Raw genomic sequence first — 14,890 nt, 5'->3', positions numbered from 1 at the left:
CCCGTCGGGTCGGGGCCCCGCCACCACCCGCGCCATCCAGCAGGCGGACGCGCGTGCACCCGTTGGGTCGTACGGGCGTCCGTCCGCTACCGTGACACCGCCTGTTTCACCGTACGACCGCCGGAGGACCCGTGCCGCTGCTCTACACCATCGGCAAGCTCACCGTGGGACCCGCGATGCGGCTGGCGTTCCGCCCGGTCGTGGAGGGCCTGGAGCACATTCCGGCGACCGGCGGCGCGATCTTCGCGGGCAACCACCTCTCCGTCGCCGACGAGTTGCTGCTCGGCACCGTCGTTCCCCGGCACCTCGCCTTCTGGGCCAAGTCGGAGTACTTCACCGGCACCGGCCCGAAGGGTGCGCTGTCCAAGTTCGTGCTCACCGGCCTCGGTGCCATCCCGGTCGAGCGGGCCGGTGGCCGGGCCGCGCTGTCCGCGTTCGACGCGGCCATCCCGGCGCTGCGCGGCGGGGACCTGGTCGCCGTCTATCCCGAGGGGACCCGGTCGCCCGACGGCCGGCTCTACCGGGGACGGACCGGTACCGCCCGGCTGGCGGTGGCGGCCGGGGTGCCGGTGATCCCGGTCGGGGTGACCGGCACCGACAAGGTCCAGCCGATCGGAACCCGGATTCCCCGCCCCGGCAAGGCGAAGATCGTCATCCGGTTCGGCAAGCCGCTGGATTTCACCGGCCGCGGCGACGACCGCACCTCGCTGCGGGAGATGACCGACGAGATGATGGCCGAGATCCAGAAGCTCACCGGCCAGGAGTACGTCCCCCGGTACGCTCCCCGCCGTGCCGAGCCCACCTCGGGCGGTACGTCCACCGCAGGCAGCGCCCCGGCCTGACCGCCCGCCCCGACTCAGCCCTGCTTCGGGGTGACGATCTGGGCGCGCATCGTGGCGAGCAGCCGGGCGCTGTCGTCCACCGACAGCCTGGTGAACACCCCGGTGGCGCTGCTGCCGTAGTCCACCGAGGTGCAGACCACCACGTCGGTGCCCTGGGACGACCCGGTGGCGCAGCGCTCGTACCGGCCCCGGACGCCGCTGTCGACAGGCTGGGGCGTACCCAGGCCGAAGGTGTCGGTCAACCGCACCATCGCCTCGTCCGCGTCTGACTCCGGCCGGAGCCGGAAGCCGGTGTCCCCGAAGACGGTCACCCGTTTGCCGTCGGAGGTGCTGTAGACCCCGGCGTAGACGTCCTCGGCGAGCAGGTTCGCCTTGCGTACCTCGGCCTTGAGCTTGTCGACCTCGCCGCCGGAGTCCGACCGCAGGGTCAGGTCGGCCACCTGGACGGGCAGGGCGGCGTCGGCCGGGTACTGCTCCCAGGCCGGCCTGCCGAACCAGGCGGGACAGCCGCAGCAGCAGGCCAGGCTGAGCAGCAGCACCCAGGGCCAGCGTCGCCGCTTGCGGCGGACGTACCCCTTGGGTGGCCGGTTGGGCGGTGGCTGCGGCGGCGGGGCGGGCGGCTGCGGGCGGACCCGCCGCTGCTTCGGCGGGCGGGGCGACGCGGGCGGCGGAGGCGGCGGTGACGCCGGGCGGGCCGACGGGGGCGACACCGGGCGGGCCGGCGGCGGGGGTGCCGGCCGCGCGGCGGGCACCGGCGTGACCGGGTACGGCCGGGTCGGCGAGGGCGTGGCCGGGGCGGTCGGTGCCGCCGACGGGTACGGCGTCGCCGGGCTGTGCTGGCGTGGCGGGGTCGGCGTGTGCTGCTGCGGCGGGTTGGGCTGGTACGGCGGGACCGCCGCGGCGACAGGCGGCTGGTCACCGGCCGCCGGGTAGGGGCGGGTCGGTGGCGGCGGGGCGTACGGCAGCGGCGTCAGCTCCGGATGGTGCACGTCCCAGCCACCGGTGTCGGCACCCGCCCACGGGTCGACGGGGGTGCGGTGCTCGGGCAGCTCCGGCGGCGGTGGCGGGGGCGGTGGAAGCGGGACGAACTCGACCGACTCACCCCACCCGGGTCGGCGTGGCGGTGGCGCGGGCACGGCGGCGGAGCCGCTCCACCGGGGCACCGCCGGCTCCTCCAGCGTCTGGTCGGGGCGCTGCCCGCCCGGGTGCTCGATCCGGGTGGCGTCCGGCCGCTGCGCCACCGGGGTGTCGTCGGGATGCCGATCGATGCGCGTGGGGTCGGGGTGCTGCCCGCCCGGGTGCTCCACCCGGGTGGCGTCGGGCCGGTGCGGTGCTCCGGGCGGGGTGATCCGGCCCGGAACGGCGGCCGACCCCCGCACCGGAGTGACCGGGCCGGGTGCGACCCCCCGTGCCGGACCAGCCGACTCGACCGGATCGGCGGACCCGGCTGGTGGAACGGGCCAGGCCGGGCTGACCTGGCCTGCCGGGCTGGTCGGGTCCCCGGGGTCGGTCGGATCCTCGGGGCCGGTCTGCTCCGGCATGTTGCCCGGTTCCGGCAGACCGGACTGCGCGGTGGGGCTGCCGGGTGCCGGCGGGTCGGGTTGCCCGGCAGGCGCGGCCGGTTCGGCGGGCGGTAGCGGCTCTGCCGGCCCGGCCTGCTCATCCTGTGCGTCCGGGCCCCCCTGCGTGGCCGGGTCGTCCTGGTCGGCGGGGTCGTCCTGCGTCGCGGGGTCGTCCTGCTCGGTCGCGTCGTCCTGCGTCGCCGGGCCGTCCTGTGCGGCGGTCGGGTCGTCCTGCCCGGTGGGGGCGCTCGGGGCAGGCGCGTCGTCCTGTCCGGTCGGGCCGCTCTGCGTCACCGGGTCGACCTGCGTGGCCGGTTTGTCCTGTTCGGCCGGGGTTTCCGGAGCGGCGGGCGCGGTGGGGGCGGTGGCGTCACCGGCCGGCGGCGCAGGGTCGGCCGGGGGAGCCGGAACGGGCTCACCGGCCGGCGTCGCCGGTTCGGCGGGGCCGTCGGACGGCGGTACGGGGAGGTCGGCCGGACCGGTGGCGACCACCGGACCCTGCTGCCGACCCGGGACGGGGGCGTCCCCGTCGGCCGGCCGGTCTGCTCCCGGCTGCGGCTCCGGCATCGCGGCAATCTCCTCTCGCACCGGCTTGCGAGGTTAGTACCGGGCTGCCACCTCGACCAATCGGCCGCCCTCGGCCCCCGCCGACCGGGAAGCCTCGCACAGCCGGCCCGGGGACCTGCGGGTGCGGTCTCCGCCGTCCGACCGGCCGGACGGCGGAGCGGGCGGGACGGTGGGTGACGGAGCGGGCAGGTCGGCGGTGCGGCGAGCCGACCGCCGGTGGACGCGTACCCTTGGGCTCCATGAGTGCTCCGTCCACGACCCCGCGCCCCGCCGCGGCCCCGACCGACGACGCGGCGGTCGCGTCGCCGCACCACGACACCACGTTGTCGGTGTGGCCAAGGCTGGAGGCGCTGCTGCCCCAGGTGACCAAGCCCATCCAGTACGTCGGTGGCGAGCTGGGCGCGGTGGTCAAGGACTGGGACGCCGCAACCGTACGGTGGGCGCTGATGTACCCCGACGCGTACGAGGTGGGCCTGCCCAACCAGGGCGTGCAGATCCTGTACGAGGTGCTCAACGAGCTGCCCGACGTGCTGGCCGAGCGGACGTACGCGGTCTGGCCGGACCTGGAGGCGCTGATGCGCACCCATGGCGTGCCGCAGTTCACCGTCGACGCGCACCGCTCGGTGCGCCGGTTCGACGTGTTCGGGGTCTCGTTCTCCACCGAGCTGGGGTACACCAACCTGCTCACCGCGATCGACCTGGCCGGCATCCCGATGCTGGCGGCCGACCGGACCGACGCCGACCCGGTGATCGTGGCCGGCGGGCACGCCGCGTTCAACCCGGAGCCGATCGCCGACTTCATCGACGCCGCCGTGCTCGGCGACGGCGAGGAGGCGGTCCTGGAGATCACCACGATCGTCCGGGAGTGGAAGGCGGAGGGCTCCCCGGGTGGCCGCGACGAGCTGCTGCTGCGGCTGGCCCGCACCGAGAGCGTCTACGTGCCGCGCTTCTACGACGTGGACTACCTGCCCGACGGTCGGATCCAGCGGGTGGTGCCGAACCGCCCGGACGTGCCGTTCCGGGTGCACAAGCGCACGACGATGGACCTGGACGCCTGGCCGTACCCGAAGAAGCCGCTGGTGCCGCTGGCCGAGACGGTGCACGAGCGGTACGCGGTGGAGATCTTCCGGGGCTGCACCCGGGGCTGCCGGTTCTGCCAGGCCGGCATGATCACCCGTCCGGTGCGGGAGCGGTCGATCACCACCGTGGGGCAGATGGTGCAGCAGGGGCTGGAGTTCTCCGGCTTCCACGAGGTGGGCCTGCTGTCGCTGTCCTCGGCCGACCACTCCGAGATCGGTGACATGTGCTCCGGCCTGGCCGAGCAGTACGCCGGCACCAACGTGTCGCTGTCGCTGCCGTCGACCCGGGTGGACGCGTTCAACATCGACCTGGCGCAGGAGCTGTCCCGCAACGGCCGGCGCACCGGGCTGACCTTCGCCCCGGAGGGCGGGTCGGAGCGGATCCGCAAGGTCATCAACAAGATGGTGTCGAAGGACGACCTGATCCGCACGGTGGTCACCGCGTACACCAACGGCTGGCGGCAGGTGAAGCTGTACTTCATGTGCGGCCTGCCCACCGAGACCGACGCCGACGTCCTGGAGATCGCCGACATGGCGCACGAGGTGATCCGGGCCGGGCGGGCGGCGACCGGCTCCAAGGACATCCGCTGCACCGTCTCGATCGGCGGGTTCGTGCCCAAGCCGCACACCCCGTTCCAGTGGGCGTCGATGGAGCGGCCCGAGGTCATCGACGGCCGGCTCAAGCTGCTCAAGCAGGCCATCAACGCGGACCGCTCGCTGGGCCGGGCGATCGGCTTCCGCTACCACGACGGGGAGCCGTCGCTGATCGAGGGCCTGCTCAGCCGGGGTGACCGCCGGGTCGGCGCGGTGATCCACGAGGTGTGGCGCAACGGTGGCCGGTTCGACGGCTGGAGCGAGCACTTCTCGTACCGGCGCTGGGTGGACGCCGCCGACGCGGTGCTTCCGACCTTCGGTGTCGACCTGGACTGGTACACCACCCGCCAGCGCGACGAGCTGGAGGTGCTGCCCTGGGACCACCTGGACTCGGGTCTGGACAAGGACTGGCTCTGGCAGGACTGGCAGGATTCGCTCGGCGAGTACGAGCAGGACGACTGCCGGTGGACCCCGTGCTTCGACTGCGGCGTCTGCCCGTCGATGGACACCGAGATCCAGATCGGTCCCACCGGCCGCAAGCTCCTGCCGCTCACCCCGGTGACCGCGTTGAAGGTGCCCACCGGCGCCCAGCAGTGACAGTCGACGGGACGGGGGTCGGCGCGCCACGGCGGGCCACCCGTCCCGTTGCGGCGGTTGTGCGGCTATCGTCACCGGCAGCCCGCGCCACGGGGGACGGCGGCCGGTGACCAGACCGAGGAGTACGACGATCAGCAGGAAACCACAGCCGGAGGGCGGGCAGGCGCCTGTCGTCCAGCGTGTCCGGATCCGGTACGCCAAGCGCGGGCCGTTGCGGTTCACCTCCCACCGGGACTTCGCCCGCGCCTTCGAGCGCGCCCTGCGCCGTGCCGCCGTGCCGGTGGCCTTCTCCCAGGGCTTCACCCCGCACCCGAAGATCTCCTACGCCAGTGCCGCCCCCACCGGTGTGGCCAGCGAGGCGGAGTACCTGGAGGTCGGCCTCCAGGCGACGGTCGACCCGGAACAGCTGCGGCTGGCCCTCGACGCGGCGCTCTCGCCCGGCCTCGACGTGCTGGACGTGGTGGTCGCGACCGGGGGGAGTCTGGCCGAGCGGATCGAGGCGTCGTACTGGCGCATCGAGCTGCCCGGGGTCGAGCACGCGGTGGCGCAACGGGCGGTTTCCGCCTTCGTGGCCGCCGACGAGGTGCAGGTCGAGCGGATGACCAAGCAGGGCCGGCGGACGTTCGACGCGCGAGGTGCAGTGACACGCATCGATGTGCTGCCCCCGGTGCAGACGCCTTCCGGGGCGGCGGAGCCGTCATGTGCGATACTCGAACTGGTCGTACGGCAGGTCACCCCGTCCGTACGACCCGATGACGTCCTTTCCGGCCTCCGCGTGGTGGCCGCCCTGGAGCCGCCGGTCTCCCCGAGGGTGATCCGGCTGGCGCAGGGCGTGTTGACCGCGCAGGGCGCGATCGTGGATCCGTTGGACGCGGACCGCGACGGGGCAGCCATCGGGGAACGCTGACCGTCGGTCGGCGTTCTGGCAGGCAGACTTCGGCGGTCGCGCACGTCGCGCGCCCGGCGGAAACACTTTTGCGGCGATCCTGCGTGGCAGCGCTCACCCGCGCCCGGGGCCGCCAGAACTGGAGAACGTCCATGCTCGAGAACGAGCCCGAGGGCGGCGAACGGACCGGTTCCCAGCCGGCCGGCGACACCGCCGACAGCACCATCGACGCCGGCGCGGGAGCCGCCGCGACACCACCGGAGGGCGCTGCGGCGTCCACGGAGGGTGTGGCGGCACCGACCAGGCGGCGGGCCACCAGGCGGCGGGCCGCGCCGCTGAGCCAGCCGGAGCTGACCGGGGGAGCGCCCGCCGAGGCGTCCGGCACCGCCCCGTCGGCCACCGACGAGTCACAGCAGGCCGAGGTGATCGTCCCGGTCGCCGGTGAGCTGGACTCCGCGCCGAAGACCACCCGCCGCCGGCGCAAGGCCACCCCGGCCAAGGCCGCCGAGGAACCGGTGGTCGTCGCCGGGGTCGAGGAGGGCAGCGCGGAACTCGTCCCGCCGGTGAAGGTGACCCGCACCCGGCGCAAGAAGGCCGTCGCCCCGGCGGCGACCGAGCCGCCCGCCGAGGTCCCGGCGTCGCCGCCGGCCGCCGAGGTGACGACCGGTCAGGCGACCGTGGGCGAGGTTTCCGCAGCTCAGGATGGTGCACTCGACGAGGAGGAGCCCGCCGTCGAGGCGGCCGCCCCGACCGAGCCGACCGTCGCCGACGAGGCCGTGGAGCCCGTTGCCGGGGAGCCCGTGAAGCCCGTGGCGCAGGAGCCCGCCGTCGGTCGCGCGGCCGTCGTCTCGCCGTCGGCCGCCGGCAACCGGACCGGGGAGGTGTCGCCGGGCGTCGCCGTGCCGGCCACCGACGAGCCGGTGGAGCCGGCCGAGCCGCAGCCGCGCACCCGTCGGCGGCGAGCCGCGATCGCCGCGCCGACGGTCCTGTTCATGGCCCCGCAGCCGGAGGAGCCGCCCACCTTCCGGGTGGTCGAGCCCGGCCCGGTCGCCGAGGAGCCCGTCGAGGAACCGGTCGAGACCGGGCGGCGGCGTCGCCGTGGCCGCCGCGAGGTCGAGCCGGTCGAGGTCGTCGAGCCGGTCGAGGCCGTCGTGGAGGAGCCCACCGGCGAGGCCGAGGAGGGCGACGACAACGACGACGAGGACGACGACGAGTCGGCCGCCGCGCGTCGCCGCCGTCGCCGGGGCCGCCGGGGCCGGGGCCGGGGCAAGGGCGGCGCGGACGACGCCGACGAGGACGAGACCGAGGAACCGGCCCAGGCCGAGGCCGAGGGTGAGGGCGACGAGGCCGAGGACGAGGGCGACGGGGACGGGCTGACCCGGCGTCGGCGTCGGCGGCGTCGTCGGGGTTCCGGGGACGTCGAGGGCGGCGCCGACGACGGCGTGCCCACGGTGGTCAAGATCCGGGAGCCCCGCAAGGCCGTCGACGAGGTGCAGGGCGTCTCCGGCTCGACCCGGCTGGAGGCCAAGCGCCAGCGTCGCCGGGACGGTCGGGAGCAGCGCCGGACCCGCCCGCCGATCCTGAGCGAGTCGGAGTTCCTGGCCCGCCGGGAGGCGGTCGACCGGGTGATGGCGGTCCGTCAGCGCGGGGACCGTACCCAGATCGCGGTCCTGGAGGACGGCGTCCTGGTCGAGCACTACGTCACCCGCAACTCGTCGGGCACCATGGCCGGCAACGTCTACCTGGGCAAGGTGCAGAACGTCCTGCCCAGCATGGAGGCGGCCTTCGTCGACGTCGGGCGCGGTCGCAACGCCGTCCTGTACGCCGGTGAGGTCAACTGGGACAGCAGCGGTCTGGAGGGGCGCTCCCGCTCGATCGAGCAGGCGTTGCGTTCCGGCGACTCGGTGCTGGTGCAGGTCACCAAGGACCCGATCGGGCACAAGGGCGCCCGGCTGACCAGCCACGTGGCGCTCTCCGGCCGGCACCTGGTCTACGTGCCCAACGGCAACGCCTCCGGGATCAGCCGCAAGCTGCCCGACACCGAGCGCAAGCGGCTGCGCGACGTGCTCAAGAAGCTGGTCCCCGACGGTGCGGGCGTGATCGTGCGGACCGCCGCCGAGGGGGCCAGCGAGGACGAACTGGCCCGGGACGTCAAGCGCCTCCAGGCCCAGTGGGAGGACATCCAGGCCAAGGCGACCGCAGGCGGCGCCCCGGTGCTGCTCTACGAGGAGCCCGACCTGGTGATCCGGGTGGTCCGGGACCTGTTCAACGAGGACTTCCGCGAGCTGGTCATCGAGGGCGAGCAGTCGTACGGCATGGTCGAGTCGTACCTGTCGCACGTCTCGCCGGACCTGGTCGACCGGGTGCGCCGGTACGTCGGCACCGCCGACGTGTTCGCCGAGTACCGGATCGACGAGCAGATCATCAAGGGGCTGGACCGCAAGGTCTTCCTGCCCTCGGGTGGCTCGCTGGTGATCGACCGCACCGAGGCGATGACCGTCATCGACGTCAACACCGGCAAGTACACCGGCTCCGGGGGCAACCTGGAGGAGACGGTCACCCGCAACAACCTGGAGGCGGCCGAGGAGATCGTCCGCCAGCTGCGGCTGCGCGACATCGGCGGCATCGTGGTGATCGACTTCATCGACATGGTGCTGGAGTCCAACCGGGAGCTGGTGCTGCGCCGGCTCACCGAGTGCCTGGGCCGGGACCGCACCAAGCACCAGGTGACCGAGATCACCTCGCTGGGTCTGGTGCAGATGACCCGCAAGCGGATCGGGGCCGGGCTGCTGGAGGCGTTCAGCGAGCCGTGCGAGTGCTGCAAGGGCCGGGGTCTGGTGATCCACACCGAGCCGGTGCCGGAGAAGCCGCGTACCGGTGGTGGCGCGGGCGAACGGGTCAAGACGGTGGCCTCGGCGGTCACCACCCCGGCGGCCGAGGCGTCGCCCACCGCCACCGCGTCGGCGCGGCGGCGGGCCCGCAAGGCGGTGACCGCGGAGCGTGCCGTGGTGGAGACCACCGAGGCCCCCGAGGTCGAGGTCGCCGCCCCGGCGGCCGACAACGGCTACGACGACACCATGGGCTATGACCTGTCCCGGTACGAGACGCAGACCCCGGCCGCCCCGGCCGTGGACGACGCCCAGGCCGGCGAGTCGGCCCGGCTCGCCGGGGCGGACGACCCGGACGCGCTCGGCGACCCCGACGGCGACGACGGGGAGGCCGGCACGGGCCGGCGGCGCTCCCGCCGGGGCGGTGCCCGTCGCCGTACCCGGCCGTGACCGGCTGAGCCGCGCACCCGACGGCAGTGGACCCCTTCCCCGGCGTACCGCCGGTGGGAGGGGTCCTGCCGTGCCGGGGTACGGCGATACCATCGGTCACCCCCGGCTAGGAGAAGACCATGCGCCGCCTGCCCGCCGCCCTCGTGCTGACCACCGTCCTGCTGGCCGGCGTCGGCTGTTCCGGTGACCGGGCCGACGCGCCGACGGCCTCCGGTCGGCCCTCCGGTGCCGCCACCCCGGCCTCCGTGGTCCCGTCGGCCGCGGTGAGCGGTTCCCCGGCCGGCGGCAACGGACCGCAGGTGTGTGCCGACGCCGAGGCGGCCTCGACCACGGCGGTGCGCACCTACGTCGAGGAACTGGGCACGATGATCGCGGCGGTCGGCGCGAACGACAGCGCGGCGGCGGCCTCCGCCCGCAAGCGGGCGGAGGCGGCGCTGACCACCTGGCGGACGGTGCTGCGGCAGCAGTCCGGCCGGGCCACCGATCCGCAGTTGAAGACCCTGCTCACCGATCTGGCCACCGAGATCGGCCGGCTCGGCACCGACGTCGACTCGATCGACGAGACCGAGTTGGACCGGCTCCAGCAGCGGCTGGACCAGCTCTGCGCCCGTTGACGGCGGGCCCGGCCGGGCGGGGGGTCGGTTTGGGTGGCGGGCGGGTGATGGCGTACTCTTTCCTGCGGCGCACTTTGGTGTGCCGAGTTCCCGCGTGCCCGCGCTGCCGGTGTCACAGCTACCCGGCGAGTTGCCATGGGAACGACCGCCAGCAGCCTCAACGACAGGGAGTCCGCCTCCGATGTACGCGATCGTCAAGACCGGCGGCAAGCAGTACAAGGTCGCCGAGGGCGACGTGATCGAGGTCGAGAAGCTCACCGGTGCCCCCGGTGACGCGGTGAAGCTCACCGCGGTGCTCCTCGTCGACGGTGACGACCTGGTGACCGACGCGGCGAAGCTTGCCAAGGTCGCGGTGTCCGGCGAGATCGCCGCGCACACCAAGGGCCCGAAGATCCGGATCCACAAGTTCAAGAACAAGACCGGCTACCACAAGCGCCAGGGTCACCGCCAGCCGCTGACCCAGGTCAAGGTGACCGGCATCTCCAGCGGGAAGTAGGTCGTCGGACAATGGCTCACAAAAAGGGTGCGTCCAGCTCGCGTAACGGTCGTGACTCCGCGGCCCAGCGACTCGGCGTGAAGCGCTTCGGTGGTCAGGTCGTCAGCGCGGGTGAGATCCTCATCCGTCAGCGTGGCACCAAGTTCCACCCCGGTGACCTGGTCGGCCGCGGTGGCGACGACACGCTCTTCGCGCTGGCCGCCGGCTCGGTCCTGTTCGGCACCAAGCGGGGTCGCAAGACCGTCAGCATCGTGCCGCAGTAACACGCAGGCGAAGCGGGCCGTGGACCTGGGGGTCCCGGCCCGCTTCGCCGTTTCAGGTGGGGGAATGCCCCCACCGCCGGGTGCCGGCCGCCGTCGCGGCGGGGCCGGGGGTGTTTTTCAGGTGCGGGGCCGGACCCCGCTGGAAGGATTGGCGTCGTGACGACGTTCGTTGACCGGGTCGTCCTGCACATGCAGGCCGGCGACGGCGGGCACGGCTGTGTCTCCATCCACCGGGAGAAGTTCAAGCCCTTCGGCGGCCCGGACGGGGGCAACGGCGGGCACGGCGGGAGCGTCTCGCTGGTGGTCGACCCGCAGGTCACCACCCTGCTGGACTTCCACTTCCGCCCGCACCTCAAGGCCGAGAACGGCAAGGGCGGTGCCGGCTCGAACCGGGACGGCGCCAACGGCCACGACCTGCTGATCAAGGTGCCGAACGGCACCGTCGTGCAGACCCTCGACGGCACCGTGCTGGCCGACCTGGTCGGCGCGGGCACCACCTTCGAGGCGGCCCGGGGCGGGCGCGGCGGCCGGGGCAACGCCTCGCTGGCCAACGCCCGCCGCAAGGCCCCCGGCTTCGCCGAGTTGGGCGAGCCCGGTGACCGGCTCGACGTGGTGCTGGAACTCAAGAGCGTCGCCGACGTCGGCCTGGTCGGTTTCCCGTCGGCGGGCAAGTCGTCGCTGATCTCGGTGATCTCCGCCGCCAAGCCGAAGATCGCCGACTACCCGTTCACCACCCTCGTGCCCAACCTGGGCGTGGTCCGGGTGGACAACCACACCTTCACCGTCGCCGACGTGCCGGGGCTGATCCCCGGGGCGGCCACCGGCAAGGGGCTGGGCCTGGAGTTCCTGCGCCACGTCGAGCGGTGCGCCGTGCTGGTGCACGTGGTCGACACGGCGACCCTGGAGCCGGGCCGGGACCCACTTGCCGACATCGACACCATCGAGGCGGAGCTGGCCGAGTACGGCGGGCTGGCCGACCGGCCCCGGCTGGTGGCGCTCAACAAGGTCGACGTGCCGGACGGGCAGGACCTCGCCGACATCGTCCGCCCCGACCTGCAGGCCCGTGGTTTCCAGGTGTTCGACGTCTCCGCGGCCACCCGGGAGGGGCTCAAGGAGCTGACGTACGCGATGGCGGAGCTGGTGGACCAGGCCCGCCGGGCCGCCCCGCCGGCCGAGCCGACCCGGATCGTGATCCGGCCGAAGGCGGTCGACGACGCCGGGTTCACCATCGAGGCGCAGACCGACGGCTCGTTCACGGTGCGGGGTATCCGCCCCGAACGCTGGGTCCGGCAGACGAACTTCGACAACGACGAGGCGGTCGGCTTCCTCGCCGACCGGCTGGCCCGGCTGGGCGTGGAGGAGAAGCTGGCCAAGGCCGGCGCCAACCCCGGTGACCTGGTCCGGATCGGGGAGCGGGAGTTCGACTGGCAGCCGACCCTGTACGCGGGCGTCGACTTCATCCCCGGCAACCGGGGGACCGACGTCCGGCTGGAGGAGAAGTCGACGCGTCCCGGGGCGGCCGAGCGGTTGGCCGCCCGTAAGGCACGTCGGCAGCGCCCGGAGGACGAACTGGACGCGGCCCCGGAGCCGGCGGACGACGACGAGGACAGCGACGGGGACGAAGAATAGCCCGTTACCGGCCGGGTCCGGGTCGTTTCCTGGAAACCTTCGTGAAACGGACCCGTCCTACCGTGGGATGATGCTGATCGAGTCCCGTCCCGCCACCGACCCGGAGGTCGACGCGCTGGTCGCCGCCCAGCAGCGGGAGCTGCGCGAGGCCGACGGCGGACTGGACGGGCAGGCCACCGTGGTGCACGACGGCATCCGCTACCTGGTGGTGGTCGACGCCGGTCGGGTGGTCGCCTGCGGTGGCGTACAGTCGCTCGACGCCGAGACCGGCGAGCTGAAGCGGATGTACGTCCGGCCGGCGTACCGGGGGCGGGGGATCGCCAGGCAGTTGCTCAGCGCGCTGGAGGAGCTGGCGTTCCAGCGCGGCCACTCGGTGCTCTGCCTGGAGACGGGCAGTTACCTGCCGGCCGCGATCGGCCTCTACACCTCCTGCGGATACCAACCGATCCCGGTCTACGGCGAGTACGTCGACAACCCGTACAGCGTGTGTTTCGCCAAGCGGCTGCCGGTGGCGGCCTGAGCGGGGCGGGTCAGGGCCGGTCGGCGGGGACGTCCAGCCGGCCGCCGGTGCCGGCGTCGTTGGACAGCAGCAGGCCGACGGCGAGCATGCCGAGGCCGAGCCCCAGGTGCAGCCAGCTGTCCGCGTCGTTGAACGGGACGATGTTGGCCGGGGCGTCCCGGGCGACGGCGAAGCCGTACAGCCAGAGCGCCAGGTAGAGCACCCCGCCGACGGTGAGGTAGAGCCGGGCCCCACCGAGCCGGCGGGCCAGCGCCAGGCCGACCACCCCGAACAGCAGGTGCAGCAGGTTGTGCAGGACCGACACCTGGAACACCCCGAGCAGCTTCGCCCCGGAGTGGTGGCCGGCGAAGGCCAGCCCGTCGTAGCCGGTGGTGACGCCGGGAACGAAGCCGAGGACACCGAGCAGCAGGAAGACCACCGCGACGGCGGCGGCGACCGTCTGCACCCGGGGCTTCGGGGCGGCCGGGGCGGGTCGTCGTACGGCGTGGGCCATCGCTGTCACCTCCACGGGAGCCAACTGCGCGGCACAGTCGGACGATCCTCACATTCTGGGCCGGCCGGCGACCTCCGGCGGCGGAAACGCGAATTGTGTGCCACCCACCGGCATCCGGCGCTGGCCGCCGACGCCGGGCCGGGCCGCGACCCCCGGCTGGGCCGCCGCCGCTGGGAGGCCCGGAACCGACAGTCATCCCGGGCACCCTGTCGGGCGTGCTCGCGGGTCACGTCCGGTCAGCGGCCCCGGGAGGCCGGATCGGCCCGCACCCACCGGATCAGCTCGCCCGGTTCGGCCGGGGCCATCAGGTGCCGCAGCGCCCGCACCGAGTGCGCCGGGCGGCGCACCCGCCGACCGGCGTGACGCACCCCGCCCCGGCCCACCCGACGGGCCACCGCGAGCCACCCGCAGAACCCGCGTTCGAGCAGCCAGAGCGGCGCGGCCAGGGTGGTGCTCGCCGGGAACACCGCCGTGCCGCCGGCCCGTCGCCGACCGATCTCCGCCAGCGCCACCGCCCCGGCCGCCGCACCGGCCACCAGCCCCGGCCGGCGGGCCACCGACGCGGCCACCACGGCAGGCAGCACCGCCAGTGTCACCAGCAGCCGCGCCGGTCGGGCCAGGTCGTCGTACGCCTGGCGGACCCGCTGGCCCCGGAAGCGCGCTGTGGACGGCGGCAGCCGGCGGACGTAGAGCCAGGCGGGACTCGCCTCGGTGCCGCCGTACGCGCGCACCGTGCGGACCAGCTCCAGGTTCTCGAAGAGCACGTCCGGGTCGTAGCCGCCCATCGCCCGGAAGGTGCTGCGCCGCACCGCCAGGGTCCCCGGCCAGTCGACGCCGAACGCCCGGTCGAGCAGGGTCCGGCCGGTGTCCCACCAGGCGTGCCAGGGCAGCGGGTCGAAGTAGTTCTGCGGGCGGACCAGGTCGACGGTGTCCAGCAGGCGGTGCACCACCAGCAGTTCCGCCTCGGCGTACCGGACGTCGTCGTCGGCGATCACCACGTGTTCGTGCCGGGCCGCCGCCACCCCGGTCAGCACCCCGCGTACCTTGCCGTTGAGCCCCTGCACCGCCGGGTCGGGCGGCAGGTGCCGCAGCAGGCCGCGCCAGTGGGCGGCGTGCCCGGCGAACACCTGTGGTGGTGAGCCGTCGACCACTGTCACGTCGACCAGCCGGCACAGCGTGCGCAGGTAGTCGGTCAGCTCGGCCAGGCCGTCGTCGTCGGTCCGGCGCAGCGGCAGGACGTACTCGACGGGGAGCCGGGGCGGGCGCGGCGGCCCGCCCGCCACGGCGGCCGGGCGGAACCCGGCCGGGGCCGGTCGCGCGGACCCGGCGGGGGCGCTCACCGGCGTGCCCCGCGACGTCCGGCGGTCCGCCCGCAGCGGACGGTGGTGGCGGCGTCCCGGCCGGTGCCGGCGCGGCGGTGGATGGTGTCGGGCACGGGTCCTCCCGGTGACGGTGGTCCCCGGACATCCC

12 protein-coding genes are annotated in these 14,890 nt (G+C 74.2%); 9 read left to right on the top strand and 3 right to left on the bottom strand.

The features are described 5' to 3' along the window. Positions 1–131 precede the first annotated feature (131 nt). Positions 132–842: a lysophospholipid acyltransferase family protein gene (locus JQN84_RS18680; RefSeq protein ID WP_204959586.1), complete on the top strand. Its 711-nt coding sequence runs from the start codon at positions 132–134 to the stop codon at positions 840–842. A gap of 14 nt (positions 843–856) precedes the next feature. Here JQN84_RS18680 and JQN84_RS32090 read toward each other — a convergent pair whose 3' ends face one another. Next, positions 857–2,992 (bottom strand): hypothetical protein, encoded by a 2,136-nt coding sequence (locus JQN84_RS32090; RefSeq protein WP_305070842.1) that lies wholly within the window; start codon positions 2,990–2,992, stop codon positions 857–859. A gap of 218 nt (positions 2,993–3,210) precedes the next feature. On the opposite strand from JQN84_RS32090, the gene JQN84_RS18670 reads away from it, so the two are divergent. From JQN84_RS18670 to JQN84_RS18635, 8 genes are all read left to right on the top strand, one after another. Then, complete coding sequence (locus JQN84_RS18670; RefSeq protein ID WP_204959585.1) at positions 3,211–5,241, top strand: TIGR03960 family B12-binding radical SAM protein; 2,031 nt, start codon at positions 3,211–3,213, stop codon at positions 5,239–5,241. Positions 5,242–5,428: 187 nt separating this feature from the next. Continuing rightward, entirely contained in the window at positions 5,429–6,148 is a 720-nt protein-coding gene (locus tag JQN84_RS18665) for a TIGR03936 family radical SAM-associated protein (protein WP_204959683.1), read from the top strand. Positions 6,149–6,279: 131 nt separating this feature from the next. Continuing rightward, positions 6,280–9,405 carry an Rne/Rng family ribonuclease gene (locus JQN84_RS18660; RefSeq protein ID WP_204959584.1) on the top strand — a complete coding sequence of 1,042 codons (3,126 nt, stop codon included), beginning with the start codon at positions 6,280–6,282 and terminating at the stop codon, positions 9,403–9,405. 119 nt (positions 9,406–9,524) lie between these two features. Continuing rightward, on the top strand, positions 9,525–10,019 hold the full coding sequence (locus JQN84_RS18655) for a hypothetical protein (protein WP_204959583.1): 495 nt from the start codon (positions 9,525–9,527) through the stop codon (positions 10,017–10,019). Positions 10,020–10,200: 181 nt separating this feature from the next. Then, complete coding sequence (gene rplU, locus JQN84_RS18650) at positions 10,201–10,515, top strand: 50S ribosomal protein L21 (protein ID WP_067312477.1); 315 nt, start codon at positions 10,201–10,203, stop codon at positions 10,513–10,515. Positions 10,516–10,526: 11 nt separating this feature from the next. Then, positions 10,527–10,778 (top strand): 50S ribosomal protein L27, encoded by a 252-nt coding sequence (gene rpmA / locus JQN84_RS18645; protein WP_088647594.1) that lies wholly within the window; start codon positions 10,527–10,529, stop codon positions 10,776–10,778. 156 nt (positions 10,779–10,934) lie between these two features. Next, positions 10,935–12,407, top strand: coding sequence for a GTPase ObgE (obgE, locus tag JQN84_RS18640; RefSeq protein ID WP_204959582.1), 1,473 nt, complete (start codon positions 10,935–10,937; stop codon positions 12,405–12,407). Between the two features lie 70 nt (positions 12,408–12,477). Next, on the top strand, positions 12,478–12,927 hold the full coding sequence (locus JQN84_RS18635) for a GNAT family N-acetyltransferase (RefSeq protein ID WP_204959581.1): 450 nt from the start codon (positions 12,478–12,480) through the stop codon (positions 12,925–12,927). A 10-nt stretch (positions 12,928–12,937) separates the two neighbouring features. Here the strand turns inward: JQN84_RS18635 and JQN84_RS18630 are convergent, their stop codons facing one another. Both JQN84_RS18630 and JQN84_RS18625 read right to left on the bottom strand, forming a co-directional pair. Continuing rightward, entirely contained in the window at positions 12,938–13,420 is a 483-nt protein-coding gene (locus JQN84_RS18630; protein WP_204959580.1) for a DUF4383 domain-containing protein, read from the bottom strand. 236 nt (positions 13,421–13,656) lie between these two features. Continuing rightward, positions 13,657–14,760, bottom strand: a complete 1,104-nt coding sequence (locus JQN84_RS18625; protein ID WP_281894955.1) for a glycosyltransferase family 2 protein — start codon at positions 14,758–14,760, stop codon at positions 13,657–13,659. Between the last annotated feature and the right edge of the window lie 130 nt (positions 14,761–14,890).

The sequence above is a fragment of the Micromonospora humidisoli genome (genome assembly GCF_016900955.1).
Lineage (GTDB): Bacteria > Actinomycetota > Actinomycetes > Mycobacteriales > Micromonosporaceae > Micromonospora > Micromonospora wenchangensis.
This window is presented reverse-complemented; position numbering and strand designations above follow the sequence as displayed.